The organism is uncultured Nostoc sp., from assembly GCF_964247315.1.
GTDB lineage: Bacteria > Cyanobacteriota > Cyanobacteriia > Cyanobacteriales > Nostocaceae > Nostoc.
This window is the reverse complement of the sequence record NZ_CAXTTT010000157.1, coordinates 1-14,449: the sequence shown is the minus strand read 5'-3', so window position 1 is coordinate 14,449 and position 14,449 is coordinate 1. Positions and strand designations below refer to the sequence as shown.

General features: G+C 41.3%; 18 protein-coding genes, 1 pseudogene and 1 riboswitch. Of the genes and pseudogenes, 12 read left to right on the top strand and 7 right to left on the bottom strand.

Going from position 1 to position 14,449, the window contains the following annotated elements; all coding sequences use genetic code 11:
• From ACFE93_RS30900 to ACFE93_RS30890, 3 genes are all read right to left on the bottom strand, one after another.
• A partial coding sequence (locus ACFE93_RS30900; RefSeq protein ID WP_375479342.1) for a hypothetical protein occupies positions 1-112 on the bottom strand: 112 nt, incomplete at its 3' end.
• A 72-nt stretch (positions 113-184) separates the two neighbouring features.
• Complete coding sequence (locus tag ACFE93_RS30895) at positions 185-376, bottom strand: hypothetical protein (RefSeq protein ID WP_375479338.1); 192 nt, start codon at positions 374-376, stop codon at positions 185-187.
• A 36-nt stretch (positions 377-412) separates the two neighbouring features.
• Positions 413-838, bottom strand: a complete 426-nt coding sequence (locus tag ACFE93_RS30890) for a hypothetical protein (RefSeq protein WP_375479336.1) — start codon at positions 836-838, stop codon at positions 413-415.
• Positions 839-917: 79 nt separating this feature from the next.
• Positions 918-1,061: riboswitch (cobalamin riboswitch) on the top strand.
• A gap of 388 nt (positions 1,062-1,449) precedes the next feature.
• On the opposite strand from ACFE93_RS30890, the gene cobW reads away from it, so the two are divergent.
• The 5 genes and pseudogenes from cobW (at position 1,450) to ACFE93_RS30865 (ending at position 5,578) form a co-directional block, all read left to right on the top strand.
• Positions 1,450-2,505 (top strand): cobalamin biosynthesis protein CobW, encoded by a 1,056-nt coding sequence (gene cobW, locus ACFE93_RS30885; RefSeq protein ID WP_375479334.1) that lies wholly within the window; start codon positions 1,450-1,452, stop codon positions 2,503-2,505.
• A complete protein-coding gene (locus tag ACFE93_RS30880; protein ID WP_375479332.1) occupies positions 2,492-2,956 on the top strand; it encodes a hypothetical protein in 465 nt (154 codons plus the stop codon). Before cobW ends, ACFE93_RS30880 begins: the two co-directional genes overlap by 14 nt.
• 18 nt (positions 2,957-2,974) lie before the next feature.
• A complete protein-coding gene (locus ACFE93_RS30875) occupies positions 2,975-3,835 on the top strand; it encodes a class I SAM-dependent methyltransferase (protein WP_375479330.1) in 861 nt (286 codons plus the stop codon).
• Positions 3,836-4,022: 187 nt separating this feature from the next.
• Positions 4,023-4,483: pseudogene (locus ACFE93_RS30870) on the top strand (IS701 family transposase); the annotation flags it as partial.
• A 282-nt stretch (positions 4,484-4,765) separates the two neighbouring features.
• On the top strand, positions 4,766-5,578 hold the full coding sequence (locus ACFE93_RS30865; RefSeq protein ID WP_375479328.1) for a DUF4058 family protein: 813 nt from the start codon (positions 4,766-4,768) through the stop codon (positions 5,576-5,578).
• Between the two features lie 43 nt (positions 5,579-5,621).
• On the opposite strand, the gene ACFE93_RS30860 is transcribed toward ACFE93_RS30865, so the two are convergent.
• The gene (locus tag ACFE93_RS30860) at positions 5,622-5,792 is read right to left on the bottom strand and encodes a hypothetical protein (RefSeq protein ID WP_375479326.1); all 171 of its coding nucleotides are present in this window, start codon (positions 5,790-5,792) and stop codon (positions 5,622-5,624) included.
• Between the two features lie 516 nt (positions 5,793-6,308).
• Positions 6,309-6,542 carry a hypothetical protein gene (locus tag ACFE93_RS30855; protein ID WP_375479324.1) on the bottom strand — a complete coding sequence of 78 codons (234 nt, stop codon included), beginning with the start codon at positions 6,540-6,542 and terminating at the stop codon, positions 6,309-6,311.
• A gap of 115 nt (positions 6,543-6,657) precedes the next feature.
• On the opposite strand from ACFE93_RS30855, the gene ACFE93_RS30850 reads away from it, so the two are divergent.
• The 5 genes from ACFE93_RS30850 (at position 6,658) to ACFE93_RS30830 (ending at position 10,428) form a co-directional block, all read left to right on the top strand.
• Positions 6,658-8,259 (top strand): DEAD/DEAH box helicase, encoded by a 1,602-nt coding sequence (locus tag ACFE93_RS30850; RefSeq protein ID WP_375479340.1) that lies wholly within the window; start codon positions 6,658-6,660, stop codon positions 8,257-8,259.
• Positions 8,189-9,403, top strand: coding sequence for a DUF790 family protein (locus ACFE93_RS30845; RefSeq protein WP_375479322.1), 1,215 nt, complete (start codon positions 8,189-8,191; stop codon positions 9,401-9,403). Before ACFE93_RS30850 ends, ACFE93_RS30845 begins: the two co-directional genes overlap by 71 nt.
• Positions 9,404-9,418: 15 nt before the next feature.
• Positions 9,419-9,661, top strand: a complete 243-nt coding sequence (locus ACFE93_RS30840; protein ID WP_375479320.1) for a hypothetical protein — start codon at positions 9,419-9,421, stop codon at positions 9,659-9,661.
• Between the two features lie 94 nt (positions 9,662-9,755).
• Complete coding sequence (locus ACFE93_RS30835; protein ID WP_375479318.1) at positions 9,756-9,992, top strand: hypothetical protein; 237 nt, start codon at positions 9,756-9,758, stop codon at positions 9,990-9,992.
• On the top strand, positions 9,979-10,428 hold the full coding sequence (locus ACFE93_RS30830; protein ID WP_375479316.1) for a type II toxin-antitoxin system VapC family toxin: 450 nt from the start codon (positions 9,979-9,981) through the stop codon (positions 10,426-10,428). The genes ACFE93_RS30835 and ACFE93_RS30830 overlap by 14 nt, the downstream gene beginning before the upstream one ends.
• 79 nt (positions 10,429-10,507) lie before the next feature.
• Here the strand turns inward: ACFE93_RS30830 and ACFE93_RS30825 are convergent, their stop codons facing one another.
• Together ACFE93_RS30825 and ACFE93_RS30820 are read right to left on the bottom strand one after the other, a co-directional pair.
• Complete coding sequence (locus ACFE93_RS30825) at positions 10,508-11,200, bottom strand: PD-(D/E)XK nuclease family protein (protein ID WP_375479314.1); 693 nt, start codon at positions 11,198-11,200, stop codon at positions 10,508-10,510.
• A 481-nt stretch (positions 11,201-11,681) separates the two neighbouring features.
• Entirely contained in the window at positions 11,682-11,885 is a 204-nt protein-coding gene (locus ACFE93_RS30820) for a hypothetical protein (protein WP_375479312.1), read from the bottom strand.
• A 214-nt stretch (positions 11,886-12,099) separates the two neighbouring features.
• On the opposite strand from ACFE93_RS30820, the gene ACFE93_RS30815 reads away from it, so the two are divergent.
• Positions 12,100-12,489 carry a hypothetical protein gene (locus tag ACFE93_RS30815; RefSeq protein ID WP_375479310.1) on the top strand — a complete coding sequence of 130 codons (390 nt, stop codon included), beginning with the start codon at positions 12,100-12,102 and terminating at the stop codon, positions 12,487-12,489.
• Positions 12,490-12,594: 105 nt separating this feature from the next.
• Entirely contained in the window at positions 12,595-14,259 is a 1,665-nt protein-coding gene (locus ACFE93_RS30810) for a tetratricopeptide repeat protein (protein ID WP_375479308.1), read from the top strand.
• The last annotated feature ends 190 nt before the right edge of the window (positions 14,260-14,449 follow it).

Sequence of the window (14,449 nt, the reverse complement as noted above, 5' to 3'; positions counted from 1 at the left end):
CTACGAACTCACCTCTATTTACCACTTTGCCAACATTTAGATGCGTTTGCCCTGGTGCGATCGCTGTAATGTGTGAATTGCGAATACCATGTTGTTTGATATCCTGACTCAATTTTGCAAAGCGTTCTGGTTGACTTGCGTTGACTTGCGTGTTGCAAAAACCAATCCACAGGTTTTGCTCCTATTAAATGTCCCTTGCTCCATTCACTACCCGCAAAAGCAGGATACGCACCTCTCCTGAGCCTTGAAATAATGTGTTGCAAATTTGATGCAATACGGTTCGCATTGCGGGTGTAATTAAACCGACGGTACAGTGAAACTGGGGAGCGAGTAGGTGCAGCCCGCCGTAGGCATCGCTCTCCAAAAATGGACGCAATTGTTGTGGTAAACTGTGACTACTCCCTATAAATGCTCAGAAAAATTCAGCATTCCAATCAATAATGATGGTGAGTATGCGATCGCCAGCATAGTAGTGTTCAATTTCTTTAATATTTGGCAGGTCAAACAAATAATTGTATCCACCCTTTTCTTCATAATTCGCTTCTACTCCTTCCACATTGGGGCAACTGACCGTAGAACAGCCTGAAAGATAGAATTTGGAAACTAAGGTATAAAAGTCAAAATGCTCGTTTTTGAGACCGAAGCTTCGATAATATAGTTCATCTATAATATCCATTCGGAAGTTGGGACGGAAGTTGGCGGATCGATAGTTAGAACTGTCCCATTGACTCTCAAACTTCTCCAAAAAATCGAACCCATTGATGTTGTAGTAAACTTCATTCTGTTTGAGACTTTCCAGCCAGCGTTCAATATATTCTTTGTGGGAAATGATTTCCATAATTTGCAAAAAGTATTTAGGCTATTGCGATTTTCTCGCAATTTATTTGCAACAATTCATGTAATCTAAATAGTGTGTTAATATGCAAAGGAATCTCGGTTCTGATGGGGAGCAGCCATCAGACGCAAAGGGGAAAGTCCGGTGTGAATCCGGCGCTGTCCCGCAGCTGTAATCAAGGCTTGCCTTGTAAGTCAGAATGCCCGCCGAAGTTGACTTGTAAATTTTGTACATCTGCGAGGCACAGAGAAGTATTTTTATGAAGATTTCTACAACTACTAAGCTTGACATTCTCATAGCTCCAGATATCAAAACGCTACAGGTTACGGCTTTCTATGAGACAGTAGATGGTTAACTTCGGGTACAAATTACGTAGGCGTAGCCCGTCGTAGACATCGCTCGCACTAATTCTCTTTGGCGTAACTATTCACAAAAAAGATGGATACGCTGATTTGTTTGGCTAATGTTCGCGCCTAATAAATTACCTTTCACATCACCTGTAAATTAGTAGAGAGGCGAAATTGAACTTCGTCACACATCTCTACTTCGTGATATCTGTGGTTAAAACTTCTTTCTTGTGATTGCAAAATTAATCAACAAACGACACACTTTATATGCAAAAAATTCCCGTCACAGTAATTACAGGATTTCTAGGTGCAGGCAAAACGACGTTAATTCGCCATTTACTGCAAAACAATGAGGGACGACGCATTGCTGTTTTGGTAAATGAATTTGGAGAAATCGGAATTGATGGCGAACTTTTGCGTGACTGCCGAATTTGTGACGATGAAGAAGACTCCAACAGTAATATTGTTGAACTCACCAACGGTTGTCTGTGCTGTACGGTGCAAGAAGAATTTCTCCCAGCAATGCAAGAATTACTGAAGCGACGCGCCAGCCTTGACTGTATGTTAATTGAAACCTCTGGACTAGCACTACCAAAACCATTGGTACAAGCATTTCGCTGGCCGGAAATTCGCACAGGCGCGACAGTGGACAGCGTAATTACTGTGGTGGACTGTGAAGCGTTGGCAACTAATCAATATGTAGGCGATTTAGCAGCCCTCTTAGCACAGAGACAAGCCGACTCTAGTATAGAACACAAAACACCCATTGAGGAACTGTTTGAAGATCAGCTTGCTTGTGCTGACCTAGTATTGCTAACTAAGAGCGATCGCGTTGATTTCCCAACGCAAGTTAGGGTACAGGAGTGGCTGAAACAGAACTTGTCGCCTGGTGTAAAAGTCATTCCTTGTCAGGACGGTAAAATTAGTGGCGATTTGTTACTCGGTTTCAACGCTGCGGTAGAAGACAACTTGGATAGTCGCCCTAGCCACCACGACAACGAAGCCGAACACGAACATGATGAAGGGATTAATGCAGTGCAACTACTGCTAGACGAAGCTTTTGAGCCGACTGTCCTAGTCAAACGCTTGCAAACATTGGTGCAGCAGCAAGAAATTTATCGAATTAAGGGATTTGTAGCAGTTCCGAACAAAGCCATGCGTCTGGTATTACAGGGAGTTGGCAATCGATTTGACTACTTTTATGATCGTCCTTGGCAACCCCAGGAACCTCGTCAAACGCGATTAGTATTGATTGGACGAGAGCTTGAGCAGGTTCGCATTGAGTCAATTGTGTTGGGGGAGGAAGTCAATGCGACCTTCTAATAGTGTCTGGCAAGGAAATTTCGGCTACTGGCAAAACAGCTTTATTCATAATAATCTGCTGGTAATCGGTTACACAGGATGGAAAGGATTTCAGTCATTTGGGCGGGGAGTTGTTATTTGTGATGTAGATACTAAAGTTACTCACCCGACAAATACAAGTGTTGATACAGTTCCCTTCACCCTCCAATTTCTCCCCTCCGATCTGATTAGGTTTTACTTGCGTTCGTTTCAAGATTGCCAAGCTATATCGCAATCAATCTGCTCATCCATGATTTCATCAATTTCCCCAGCAGTCGTAACATACAATCCCTATCAAGATATTCTTCTGGTGCTAAAAGCTGAACCTCAGATTGAGGTTAATTTTTTACACCAACTAAAAATTACTCCACCCGATTGCTACGAACAAGTTTGCAATCGCTGGTCAGAATTTAAACCAAGCCTAATACCCTAAAACTTACTTTAGTCCTCAATGCTCAAGCCAAAATCAAGCAATATTCCGAAACCTACTCGCTACCAAAATGCAGCGATAGATTATTACATGGGACTTACAAATTCCTCCTATCTTCATTACGGGTATTGGGAACCACTACCTACTGTGGGTGAAGAATTAACTCTAACTCGCCTGCGTGTGGCGCAAGTTGCATATACAGCCAAACTTTTGAGTTTTATCCCAGAGGGGATAAAAACGGTACTTGACGTAGGCTGTGGGATTGGTGGTAACGCAGTATATTTGTGCGATCGCGGTTTCAGTGTTGAGGGATTAGCACCTGACGCACTCCAGCAAGAGAGATTTATTCAAAATACCAACGGTCAAGTACCTTTCTATTTAACGAGATTTGAAGATTTTCACTCCTCAAATTCCTACGACCTAATCTTATTTAGCGAAAGCAGCCAGTATATTGCTGCTCTTGATTTAGCTCAGGATGCGGCTCGTTTACTAAGTAATGGTGGCTACTTGCTGCTTGCCGATATGATGCGTTCTGATGCCGAATACCAAGAAGGTATTTTTTCTAATTGTCATGTAGCCAGTGAACTACAGGCGGCTTTAGTGCAGGCTGGATTCAAGTTAATTAAAACTGAGGACATCTCCACTCAAGTTGCACCAACGATTGACTTGTGTGTTGATAACTTCCGTACTTTTGGGCTGACAACAGTCAAATATATTGCTGATGTTGTGGCGATCGCACTCCCTCCATTATATTCACTCGGTCGTTGGGCATTTAAGCGCTGGCTAGAAAAGTTAGTTGTCGAGGGGTTAGCAGCACGCGCAATTTTTGAGAGCCATTTATGTTATGAAATTCAACTCTGGCAGTTATCACAAGGAGTTTAATCAAGCTGACTCTAGAAACAAACACCCAAGATTGGCAACAAGCTTTTATCGCCACCAATATATTAGCAATTAGTTACAATGCTTGGATCGGTTATTTAGGGTCTTTTGAGAACTTCTACTTGTTCAACAGTCTCTATTCCTGTTAGGGAGTAGCCATCATTATCGCGAAAGCCGTTTCGGAAATTTCCTTGCTGGTATTCAAGGTAATCTCAAGAAAATTTTATTGAATTTATATGGATTAAGAACCTGGGTAGAATATGGTTTTCGAGAGTGTAAGCAGGAACTAGGTTGGACAGATTATCGTTTCACAAATTTTCAACATATTGAGAGATGGAAGGAAATTATTTTTGTGTTTACACAATGATTAGTTGAAATTCTTCAGCCTTGTTAGCTTTAAATATATTTCGTCAAATTGAACCTGAGTTACAAAAAAATAGTGATGTTGATTTTTTTAATCATCAACAATGGAATCATGAATCCGGATGGAAAAATACTTGAAATAATCTGCGTCTCATTACCCAACCACTCTTACTATTTTGGTTGATTTATCCCTGAATACATATTTTCCCCAATTCTAATTTATTGCTGGGATTCAATCAATTAATTAGTGCAATGAATCAATTTAAACCCTATTATGCTTCTGGATAACTTCACTTAGTTACTACTTGCTCATTCCGGAGAGTGACAGAAGAGGGATATACTCAACGCGATCACTTTGGGCGATCGCGATCAAGCAAGAACTACTCATTGCGTACACGCCCAAGGGTTGCCTTCGGCATCACTTGCTACAATCACGCTGATTCTTCATACCCAATAGGCAATGTCAACGGGCAAGCATGTCAGTGTAGAGTCAGTACACTTATTGCTCCTTTAAAAATTGCATAATTAGGGTAGAGTTTGAAAAACGCTTTTGGGATGGAATTTTAACTCATGCCCTCACCATTTCCGGGGATGAATCCCTATCTCGAACACCCTGCTTTCTGGTTGTCATTCCATACTCGGCTTTTGGTAGCGATCGCCGATGCAGTTGCACCTCAGTTGCGCCCAAAGTATTATATTGAAGTCGAAACTCGCACTTACCAAGATCGAGATAACGATGAGGTTTTAGTTGGAATTCCAGATGCTACGGTTTTGAAAGCCAATTCGTCTCATTCAGTCAGTGAGAAACTTCAGCCAGAGACAAGAACTACCCTAACTCAAAAGCGCCCGCAGTCAATAGTGCTACCCATGCCTATAACTGTAAAAGAGCGATATTTGGAAGTCCGAGAGATAGGCAGCAATACTGTGATTACCGTTATTGAAGTGTTATCGCCTAAAAATAAACAAAAAGGTTTCGGTAGAACAGCCTATGAAAAGAAACGGGAGCGGGTTTTAGGAAGCCTTTCGCATCTGATCGAAATCGACTTGCTACGCGCTCACTCACCGATGACCATGTTAGGTGAAGTACAGCCAACAGACTACCGTATCGTTGTGAGTCGAAGTGTACAACGTCCCAAAGCTGATTTATACGGCTTTAATTTACCCGAACCAATTCCCACTTTTCCTTTGCCGCTTCTGTTAGAAGATGAAGAATTAAGCGTTGATTTGCAGGCAATTGTGAATAGCATATGCGAACGGGCTGGGTATAACGAACGCATTGATTACAGCCAAAGAGTTCCACCGCCTGCATTGTCAGAGGCAAACCAACAGTGGGTTGAGGAATTATTAGCCCCGATTCAAGGTAGAAATAGCACGTCAGGATAATGAAAATGTTGGCTTGCGCTTCGCACATTGGTCAGGCGATTATTTAGAGAAGGCATTGGTATGAATTGGGGTTGCTGCCAGAATTGCATCTGGGAGAGCAAAAAAGAAACTCCGTTTGAGCAAAATCGCGATCGTCCAAGCGTTTCTGCTTACCGTAGGTATTGCTCTGTACTGGTTCAATTGTTGCGATCGCCCTTGGCGTTGGCAAAGCCATCGCTTTCGTGTTGAATAAAAGCAAATTTGCTAAGTTCCTATATTGAATTCGGGCAGTCGTTGATTGAATTCGGACAGTCGTTGATTGAATTCGGGCAATCCCCAAGAATTTGCATAAAATTATTCAATATTTTTGTAGTAAATAAATCACTCTCTACTGGATAATGCGGGAGTCCCAAAAAAATATAATCCTTGCTCAACATAAAAAGCTGATAGATTTTTCAAGATGGGGCTATATAAAATATATAAAGTTAAATAGCAAAGTATTGTTCTGAGTTGAGATATTAAATGCATTCACCATTAAACTGGAATGATTGTAGCCTGAGTGAGAAACATCAAAGTCCAAATATTGCTTCTCAGTTCTAGATTATGGAACAGCAAAACTATATCAATTTGGACAACACAAGTTACAGACCAGCATAAACTCAAAAAAATTAAATCAGGATAGCGGCGACCGATAGGATTTTTGCATAAACCCCAACAAATAAGAGTGAATAATTCTACTACAATACCAATTTTAAAGGCATATATCTTGCCTTCTAATTGGGAAGTTACCCAAAGAAAAAAAGCTATTAAAGTCAAGCCAGCTATTAATACAATCTGCGCCTGCAATTGCAGCCGTTTCAGCAAAAAGCTCTATTGCTGATTCTTTGTCGGATTCGGCAAAGTTATTGTTGGTTTGCCGATGGGACATTCCGTGACTAATGAGCGCATCTAATTGGGTTTTGTCGGAATTAGTTGGATGAATCATGCACTTTTTGCGTTATTAGTAATCAATAGACTAGGGAATGGGGCATGGCGAATGGAAATAATTACCAATGCCCGATGCCCAATACCCTAATTCCAATGCCCAATACCCAATGATCATGGCTCGTACCCCTACATTAAATTTTGATCGTGGCACATTAATTTTGCATCCACCACCACGCGGCAAAGGTTGGATGGACTATGCTACGTGGGATGATAGAGTTGAAAAATTCCGCATTCCAGCAATTAGATACCGATCGCTAGTGGAAGCACTACAAGCGGAAGATGTTAATTTTATCGATGAGGCAAAGGAATTTTATCCTGTAGATTTGGTTCCCACTCTGGAAATGGAACCCTATCCTCACCAGACTGAGGCGCTAGCAGCTTGGAAACTAGCGGGTAGACAAGGGGTGGTTGTACTTCCCACGGCGGCGGGAAAGACTTATTTGGCGCAAATGGCGATGCAGTCAACGCCACGCACGACGCTGATTGTAGTGCCAACTTTGGATTTGATGCATCAGTGGTATGCACATTTAGTAGCAGCTTTCCCCGATGCTGAGGTGGGATTGCTAGGGGGTGGTTCGCGGGATAGAACAGCCATTTTAGTTGCAACTTATGATAGTGCAGCAATCCATGCTGAGACGTTGGGAAATCAATATGGCTTGATTGTTTTTGATGAATGTCATCATTTACCGACAGATTTTAATCGGGTAATTGCTGAATATGCGATCGCACCTTATCGCCTGGGACTCTCCGCGACACCGGAACGCACCGATGGTAAACATGCTGACTTAAATATCCTCATTGGTCAAGAAGTATATCGCAAACGCGCTGAAGATTTGGCGGGGAAGGCGTTAGCAGAACATGAAATTGTTCAAATTAAGGTTAAGTTATCGCAACTTGAACGGGAAAGATACAACCAGTTAATTCAAACTCGCAATGACTTTTTGAAGCAATCAAAGATTTCTTTGGGGAGTTTGCAAGGTTGGCAAATGTTTGTGCAAATGAGTGCGCGATCGCAATTTGGACGTAGGGCGATGTTAGCGCATCGGGAGGCGAAAGATATTGCTTTGGGTACTGATGGTAAATTGCGGATTTTGATTAATTTATTGGCAGAACATTATCCGGCCAGAATTTTGATTTTTACTGCGGATAATGCAACGGTTTATCGCATTTCTCAAGAGTTATTAATTCCGGCAATTACTCATCAAACTCCTGTGAAGGAACGGCATGAGATATTAACAAAGTTTCGGGAGGGTAAATATAATACTTTGGTTGCTTCTCATGTGTTGAATGAAGGAGTTGATGTGCCTGCGGCTTCTGTGGCAATTATTTTATCGGGAACGGGTTCGGCTAGGGAGTATACTCAGCGTTTGGGGAGGGTTTTACGGAAGGGGAATATTGAGAATAAACAGGCGATTTTGTATGAGGTGGTGGCGGAGGATACGAGTGAGGAGGGGACTTCGGCTAGGCGAAGAGGGGAGAGGAATAACGAACCGCCAAGACGCGGAGGACGCAGAGAGGAAGAGGAGAAAAAAGGTAAGTTACAGGTTGTGTATGGGAGTGGGAAGGAACGGAGTTTGAAGGCTGCGGAACAGTTAGAAATTAATTATTCAACTGGAAGTTCAAAATCTAAAATCCAAAATTCAGATGTTACCAACAGAGTTACTGATGCATCGCCAAAACGGGGAGGAGATTATTCCGAAGAGACTGAAGATTGATCGGGAAACTTCGGAGTTGGCGATTGAGTTAATTAATTATTTTCAATCAGCAGTGGGGAAGACTCAGGGTGTGCTTGAGCGACAATTGACTGATTTTGAAGGAGATTCTACAGATTATCGGCTGAAGCGAGGGTTAGCTTATATTCTCAAAAGCAGTTTTTGCACTTTTGAGGTGGTAAGTCCTCTGGAACCACAAATGTTAAGAGAACGAGTGTTTTCGTTGGGTGCAAAGTCTGTTTCTAGTCGGGAATCAACACAAGTTACTTTGAGTAAAATTGCTGATGAGTTAACTCAAGAACTTGAACGGGAAGTTTTATTAGAACAGGTTCGCAATGGACTATATGCTGATTTATCTGAAAATAAGATTCTGACAGTCTTTGATGCACCAATAGCGCCAGATTTGTTAAATCGATATAACTTATCTCAGGTGCAGGGTGTGTTTTATAAGGCCAGTCAACTGGTGTTAAATGCTCATCGGAATGTTCCGGGTGAATATAAGCTGTTGTTTCGCTATTTAAAGTTGTTTCAATTGATGGCTTATATTGAAGGTGATGCTGACCACGGGTTTACAATTACGATAGATGGGCCGACGAGTTTGTTTAATCCTAGTACGCGATATGGGTTAGCGATCGCTAAACTTATTCCCGCTTTACTTCACGTTACTAAATGGAGTCTTTCTTCCATTCTCCAAAGCCGCGACGCTTATACAAATACTTGGAAAACTGGACGTTTCACTCTGAATTCTGAATGTGGTTTGGTATCCCATTATCCACCAGGGAAGCCCTACGATAGTATGTTAGAAGCATCCTTTGCTGATAAGTGGGATGCGTTGAAAAGTGGTTGGGCGTTAGAACGAGAAGTTGATTTGATACCGATTCCCGGTAGTGTAATGATTCCCGATTTTCGCTTGGTGCATACTGATGGACGCACTTTCTTATTAGAAATTGTTGGTTATTGGCGACCAGAATATTTACAAAAAAAGTTTTCTCAGGTGCGGCGGGCTGGACGTGACGACTTAATTTTGGCAATTTCTGAGCGACTTAATTTAGAAAAGGCGGGAGTAAAATTAAATGATGTCCCCGCCAGAATTGTTTGGTTTAAAGATAAGTTATTGCCGAAAGCTGTGTTAGCTGTAATGGATTGATTAAGGAGAAATAAGATGAAAAGCATAGAAACAATTGCCACAGTTACCAAAGATGGTAAGATTACAGCGCAGTTACCATTGGATATTCCAGAGGGTGAGCATCAGGTGGTAATAGTAATTGATGAAAAGCCTTTGACTGAGGAAGCAGAGAGGAAAGAAAAGCGTCCTCCTCTAAACTTTCCTGTACATAATTATGGCCCTTGGCCTGAAAATCTTTCTTTAAGACGTGAGGATATGTATGGTGATTGGGGGCGGTAACTGTGTATTTATGGACACGAACATCTTGGTGTATGCAAATGTGTCTGAATATCGCTTTTACCAAGTAGTGATGTATTAATCTAATAAAAATACTATGAAAACTATAGAAACAATTGCCACAGTTACCAAAGATGGTAAGATTACAGCACAATTACCACTGGATATTCCAGAGGGTGAGCATCAGGTGGTAATAGTAATTGATGAAAAGCCTTTGACTAAGGAAGCAGAGAGGAAAGAAAAGAAAGCACCTCTTAAATTTTCCGCCTATCCTGTAGGATTAGTCTCGGAAAGTTTAACTTTCCGTAGAGAAGACCTTTATGCAAACGACTAATAGCTCTGTTTTCGTCGATACGAATATTTTAGTTTATGCAAATTTAGCCTTGTCGCCATTTCATATACAAGCGACAGAACGACTGCAAGCGCTTACAGAACAAGGTATTGATTTATGGATTAGTCGCCAAACTTTGAGAGAGTATTTGGCAGCAATGACAAGGCGAGGCGACTTAACCGGGAACATTCCTATTACATCTTTAGTGGCAGATGGGAGAGATTTTGCTAGTTATTTTCGCTTGGTTGAAGATAATTTGCTAGTGACAGAAAGGTTACTAACACTCATGGAGGAAATTCCTAGCGGTGGTAAGCAAATTCATGATACAAATATTGTCGCCACGATGCTAGTTTATGGTATTCCTGAGTTACTCACTCACAACACAGGTGATTTTGCAAGATTTTCGGGATTAATTACTGTGTTGCCATTACAAGGTTAGATTGCTTGTTGTTACTACTCATGAAAATTTACTTCACGTTACAAAATACAGCCTTTCGCTAATTGTGCAATTCTACTGATTAATCCCAAACACTTCTGCGTTCCCAAAACTGGGCGACTCTTTTTTCCCACTGCTCCCAATAATCTTTGATAACTGCTGATTCAAACCAAAATACCTCAGCTGGTATTTCTGGAATCGCTACTACCAAGAGAGCGTGCTTTAGCTGAATGCCATAATCTTGATAATACTTGTTAGCTGCTCCTATGTATGCCGTAAGTTGTAGTGGATGTTCATATAAATGCTCAATTGAACCTTTGGGTTTGTCTGCTGTTTTCCATTCGCAAATACAGGGAATACCTTGATAGCTGGCAATACAATCAACTTTGCCAGAATAGCTCAAATCATGATGAAAAACTGAGCCTTCCACCAGTCTAACTGTGTCGATTTGTTCTAAAACTGGCTTGATACTCTCCCAATAAGGGCGACTCGCTTCGGGACAAACAGGGTTTTGACCAAGGAGGTAGCGCTCAATTTGCTTGTGTGTTTGGGTTCCCCGACGACTAGCAGATGTGGTAATGCGGGTAGCTTCTTCTGTACCAACACGCGCTTTCCAGTTTAATAATCTGTCTCGGTCTGCTTGTGATTTGGTAGCATTAAGTATTGTAGTAACGCTGGGAAAGCGATTTCCCTTAGCATCTACATAATATTGTTTACCATTTTCTCTCTTGGATGTGGCATTAATGCGTGGTAGCAGTTGGGTATCAAATTGCATTATTAATTCGTAGTTCGTAATTCGTAATTCGTAATTAAGAAAGCGGCGATTAGAAATTTAAGTTTATCTTCCACACAGGCAAAACTTGCTTTTGCAGGTTTTAAAACTTTAATTTTTATTAGTCCGTGTAGGTAAATTACCCTGCGGTAAGCCGCAAAGCGTCTATGTTTGTATGGGCGCGAATTCTATTCGCCAAATTATTTAAAATGGTTTTATTTAGGAAAATAACGATAAATATCTTTCCGGTATAGTATTCGCTGAAATAAAGCTGTTTCTCCATCAAAAATAAGTCCAATACGATAATCACCGACGCGGATGCGATAAGCATTTTCACAACCTTGAAGTTTTTTGAGGTTAGTAATTTATTCAAAGATTAATATTTGTGGTACTTTTTCAAAAGCAAGGGTTTTAATAGTCTCATAGTAAGGTGTACTTTTCAGAGCCTTGAGATCCTTGATAAAGCTGGGTAGATATTGGGTAATCACTCTTGTTGTAGTTGTGCTAATGCTTCATCAATATTCAGAGGTATTTCATGTTCTACTGCTTTCATTGCTAAGATAAGTCCTTCATCCTCAATAGCTTCTAGCAAGTGTAGATAGTCATCAAAATCTATGACTACTTTGCGGATATTACCTTCAATATCAGTAATCAGTTCTTGAGCAAAAGGGTATTTATCAGCTTGCATTTGAGTTGTGATTTGAATAGTCCTACTATGACTTTAGCGTTAATAGATATAGTATGGCTTTAGTTAATGTATTTGTGAGATTTTACTCAAGAGAAAAACGCGATAAAACCCGCCTTTCAAGATAAATCTTAATAATTGTGTATTATCTCTTCTGAGATGAGATGCACTAAAGTAAAATATCTCACAGTGTTATTTCGTAATTCATGGGTAAAATATGGAGCCTGTAACCCTGACAGCAGCCGCGATCGCAACCTTAGTAATTACGAAAGCTTTTGAGAAAACTGGCGAAATCCTAGGAGAAAAAGCTTTAGAGCAAGGTGGGAACTTATTATCATTGCTCAAGCGTAAAGCACCTACCACAGCGACAGCTATCAAACTAGCTCAAACACAACCTTTAGATTATGGTCAAGCAACTCTAGTTGAGCAGGTAGAAGAAGCGGCAAAAAAAGACCCTGAAATTGCTCAAGCTGTTAAAGATGTGGCGGATACTGTTAAATCTCAACCCTCTATCATCCAGAATTTTACGAACACAGTTGATAAAAATTATGGCGGGAATGTTGGGAACGTTTCTAATGACAACCGCAAGCAAACGTTTAATTTCTGACTACAGTCGCCTGAACGGGAACGGGTAAAGTCAAATCCTTCTACTGAAACACCGCAAAATTTACCCCTGAGTGGGGTACTAAAGTTTGTTGGACGTGAAGCTGAATTGCAAAACCTGCATGAGATGTTGCAGGAAAATAATCAGGTAGCCATTGCTGCGATCGCTGGCATGGGTGGACTGGGTAAAACAGAACTGGCCTTACAATATGCAATGGCTCACCGTGAAATTTACAAAGGTGGAATTTGCTGGTTACTGGCAAAGGCTGGAGATATGGGCATTCAAATTGTGCAGTTTGCCAGAACGCAGCTTGACTTAAACCCACCAGAGGATTTGGATTTACTCGCGCAAGTGCAATACTGCTTTCGGCTTTGGCGCGAAGGTAATGTGCTGCTAGTATTAGACGATGTTGGAGAATATCAACAAGTTAAGCCTTATCTACCTTCGCCATCTTCCCGGTTTAAAGTGTTGATTACCACGCGCCAATACTTAGGAACATCTATAAAGGAATTATCTTTAGATGTATTGCAACCAAAAGCAGCGCTGGAGTTATTAAGGTCATTTTTTAAAGAAACACCACAGCGAATTGAGCAAGAATTGGCTGTTGCAAATCAGTTGTGTGAGTGGTTGGGATATTTGCCTTTGGGTTTGGAATTAGTCGGGCGATATTTAGCGCGAAAACAAGACCTCTCTTTCACAGAAATGTTGCGGCGGTTGGAGAAAAAGCGACTAGAACAACCCGCCCTTATTAAACCAGAAGGCGACATGACCGCACAACGAGGTGTATTAGCAGCCTTTGAGTTGAGTTGGCAGGAATTAGAAGACAGCGATAAGCAGCTTGGCTGTTTGCTGAGTTTATTTGCCGTCGCACCTATATCTTGGAAGTTGGTGGAACAGTGTTTACCAGAGTCAGACGAGGAAGAGTTAGAGGAAATTAGAGATGATACTTTGCTGAAACTACATTTGCTACAGCGTAAAGGTGAGGGAATTTACCAACTGCATTCACTGCTAAGGGAGTTTTTTCAATATAAGCTTACAGGTTTAGAACAGGCAGATGAATTAAAGCGATCGCTTTGTCGAGTAATGGTAGCAGTTGCCAAAGATATTCCTGAAAACGCTACTCTTAAGCAAATTACTGCTGTTTCCCCTGCCATTCCTCATATAGCTGAAGTAGCGAATCATCTTATTCAATACCTCAGCAATGATGATTTACCTTTGCCTTTCTACGGCAACGCTACATTTTATAATGGTCAAGGTTTATATAACCAAGCTTTACCCTGGTATGAACAATGTCTAAAAGTCACTAAAAAGCGCTTGGGTGAAGAACATCTAGATGTCGCCACTAGCCTCAACAACCTAGCGTTACTCTACGACTTCCAAGGCAGATACAGCGAAGCCGAACCCCTTAACATCCAAGCTTTAGCACTCAGGCGTCAACTGCTGGGTGATGAACATCCATCTGTCGCACTTAGCCTCAACAACCTAGCGGCATTCTACCGTGACCAAGGTAGATACAACGATGCCGAACCCCTTTGCATCCAAGCTTTGGCTCTCAGGCGCAAACTGCTGGGAGAGGAACATCCAGATTTTGCCATTACTCTCAACAATCTGGCAAGACTCTACTACTTACAAGGAGGTTATACCAAAGCTGAACCGTTGTATTTGCAAGCTTTGGAGATTTTGGAGCAACGATTAGGGGTAAGTCATTTCTGGACTGTCAAGTGTTGTAAAAATTTGGCAATTCTTCGCGATCGCCTCCCTCCTGCACAGTAAAATTTGACTTTTCGGCAAAGCGTACCGTGATAAAACTGAAAAGTGCGTTAGCGAAGCTCACCGAAGGTATCGCTTAAACTAAAATTCATATTGAACTAAGTAAAAATCCCTGATTACTTACTCAAAATGGCATTTGACTTACTCAAAATCAGCTTTTACTTTCTCAAACCCCAGTTTGCTTTCTCATTTT

Coding starts and splice junctions, on each gene's coding strand:
- ACFE93_RS30820 (WP_375479312.1), bottom strand. CDS start 11,885: ATGCAAGCTGATAAATACCCTTTTGCTCAAGAACTGATTACTGATATT.
- ACFE93_RS30835 (WP_375479318.1), top strand. CDS start 9,756: ATGAAAACTATAGAAACAATTGCCACAGTTACCAAAGATGGTAAGATT.
- ACFE93_RS30890 (WP_375479336.1), bottom strand. CDS start 838: ATGGAAATCATTTCCCACAAAGAATATATTGAACGCTGGCTGGAAAGT.
- cobW (WP_375479334.1), top strand. CDS start 1,450: ATGCAAAAAATTCCCGTCACAGTAATTACAGGATTTCTAGGTGCAGGC.
- ACFE93_RS30855 (WP_375479324.1), bottom strand. CDS start 6,542: ATGATTCATCCAACTAATTCCGACAAAACCCAATTAGATGCGCTCATT.
- ACFE93_RS30880 (WP_375479332.1), top strand. CDS start 2,492: ATGCGACCTTCTAATAGTGTCTGGCAAGGAAATTTCGGCTACTGGCAA.
- ACFE93_RS30850 (WP_375479340.1), top strand. CDS start 6,658: ATGGCTCGTACCCCTACATTAAATTTTGATCGTGGCACATTAATTTTG.
- ACFE93_RS30830 (WP_375479316.1), top strand. CDS start 9,979: ATGCAAACGACTAATAGCTCTGTTTTCGTCGATACGAATATTTTAGTT.
- ACFE93_RS30845 (WP_375479322.1), top strand. CDS start 8,189: ATGTTACCAACAGAGTTACTGATGCATCGCCAAAACGGGGAGGAGATT.
- ACFE93_RS30875 (WP_375479330.1), top strand. CDS start 2,975: ATGCTCAAGCCAAAATCAAGCAATATTCCGAAACCTACTCGCTACCAA.
- ACFE93_RS30860 (WP_375479326.1), bottom strand. CDS start 5,792: ATGGCTTTGCCAACGCCAAGGGCGATCGCAACAATTGAACCAGTACAG.
- ACFE93_RS30840 (WP_375479320.1), top strand. CDS start 9,419: ATGAAAAGCATAGAAACAATTGCCACAGTTACCAAAGATGGTAAGATT.
- ACFE93_RS30865 (WP_375479328.1), top strand. CDS start 4,766: ATGCCCTCACCATTTCCGGGGATGAATCCCTATCTCGAACACCCTGCT.
- ACFE93_RS30815 (WP_375479310.1), top strand. CDS start 12,100: ATGGAGCCTGTAACCCTGACAGCAGCCGCGATCGCAACCTTAGTAATT.
- ACFE93_RS30825 (WP_375479314.1), bottom strand. CDS start 11,200: ATGCAATTTGATACCCAACTGCTACCACGCATTAATGCCACATCCAAG.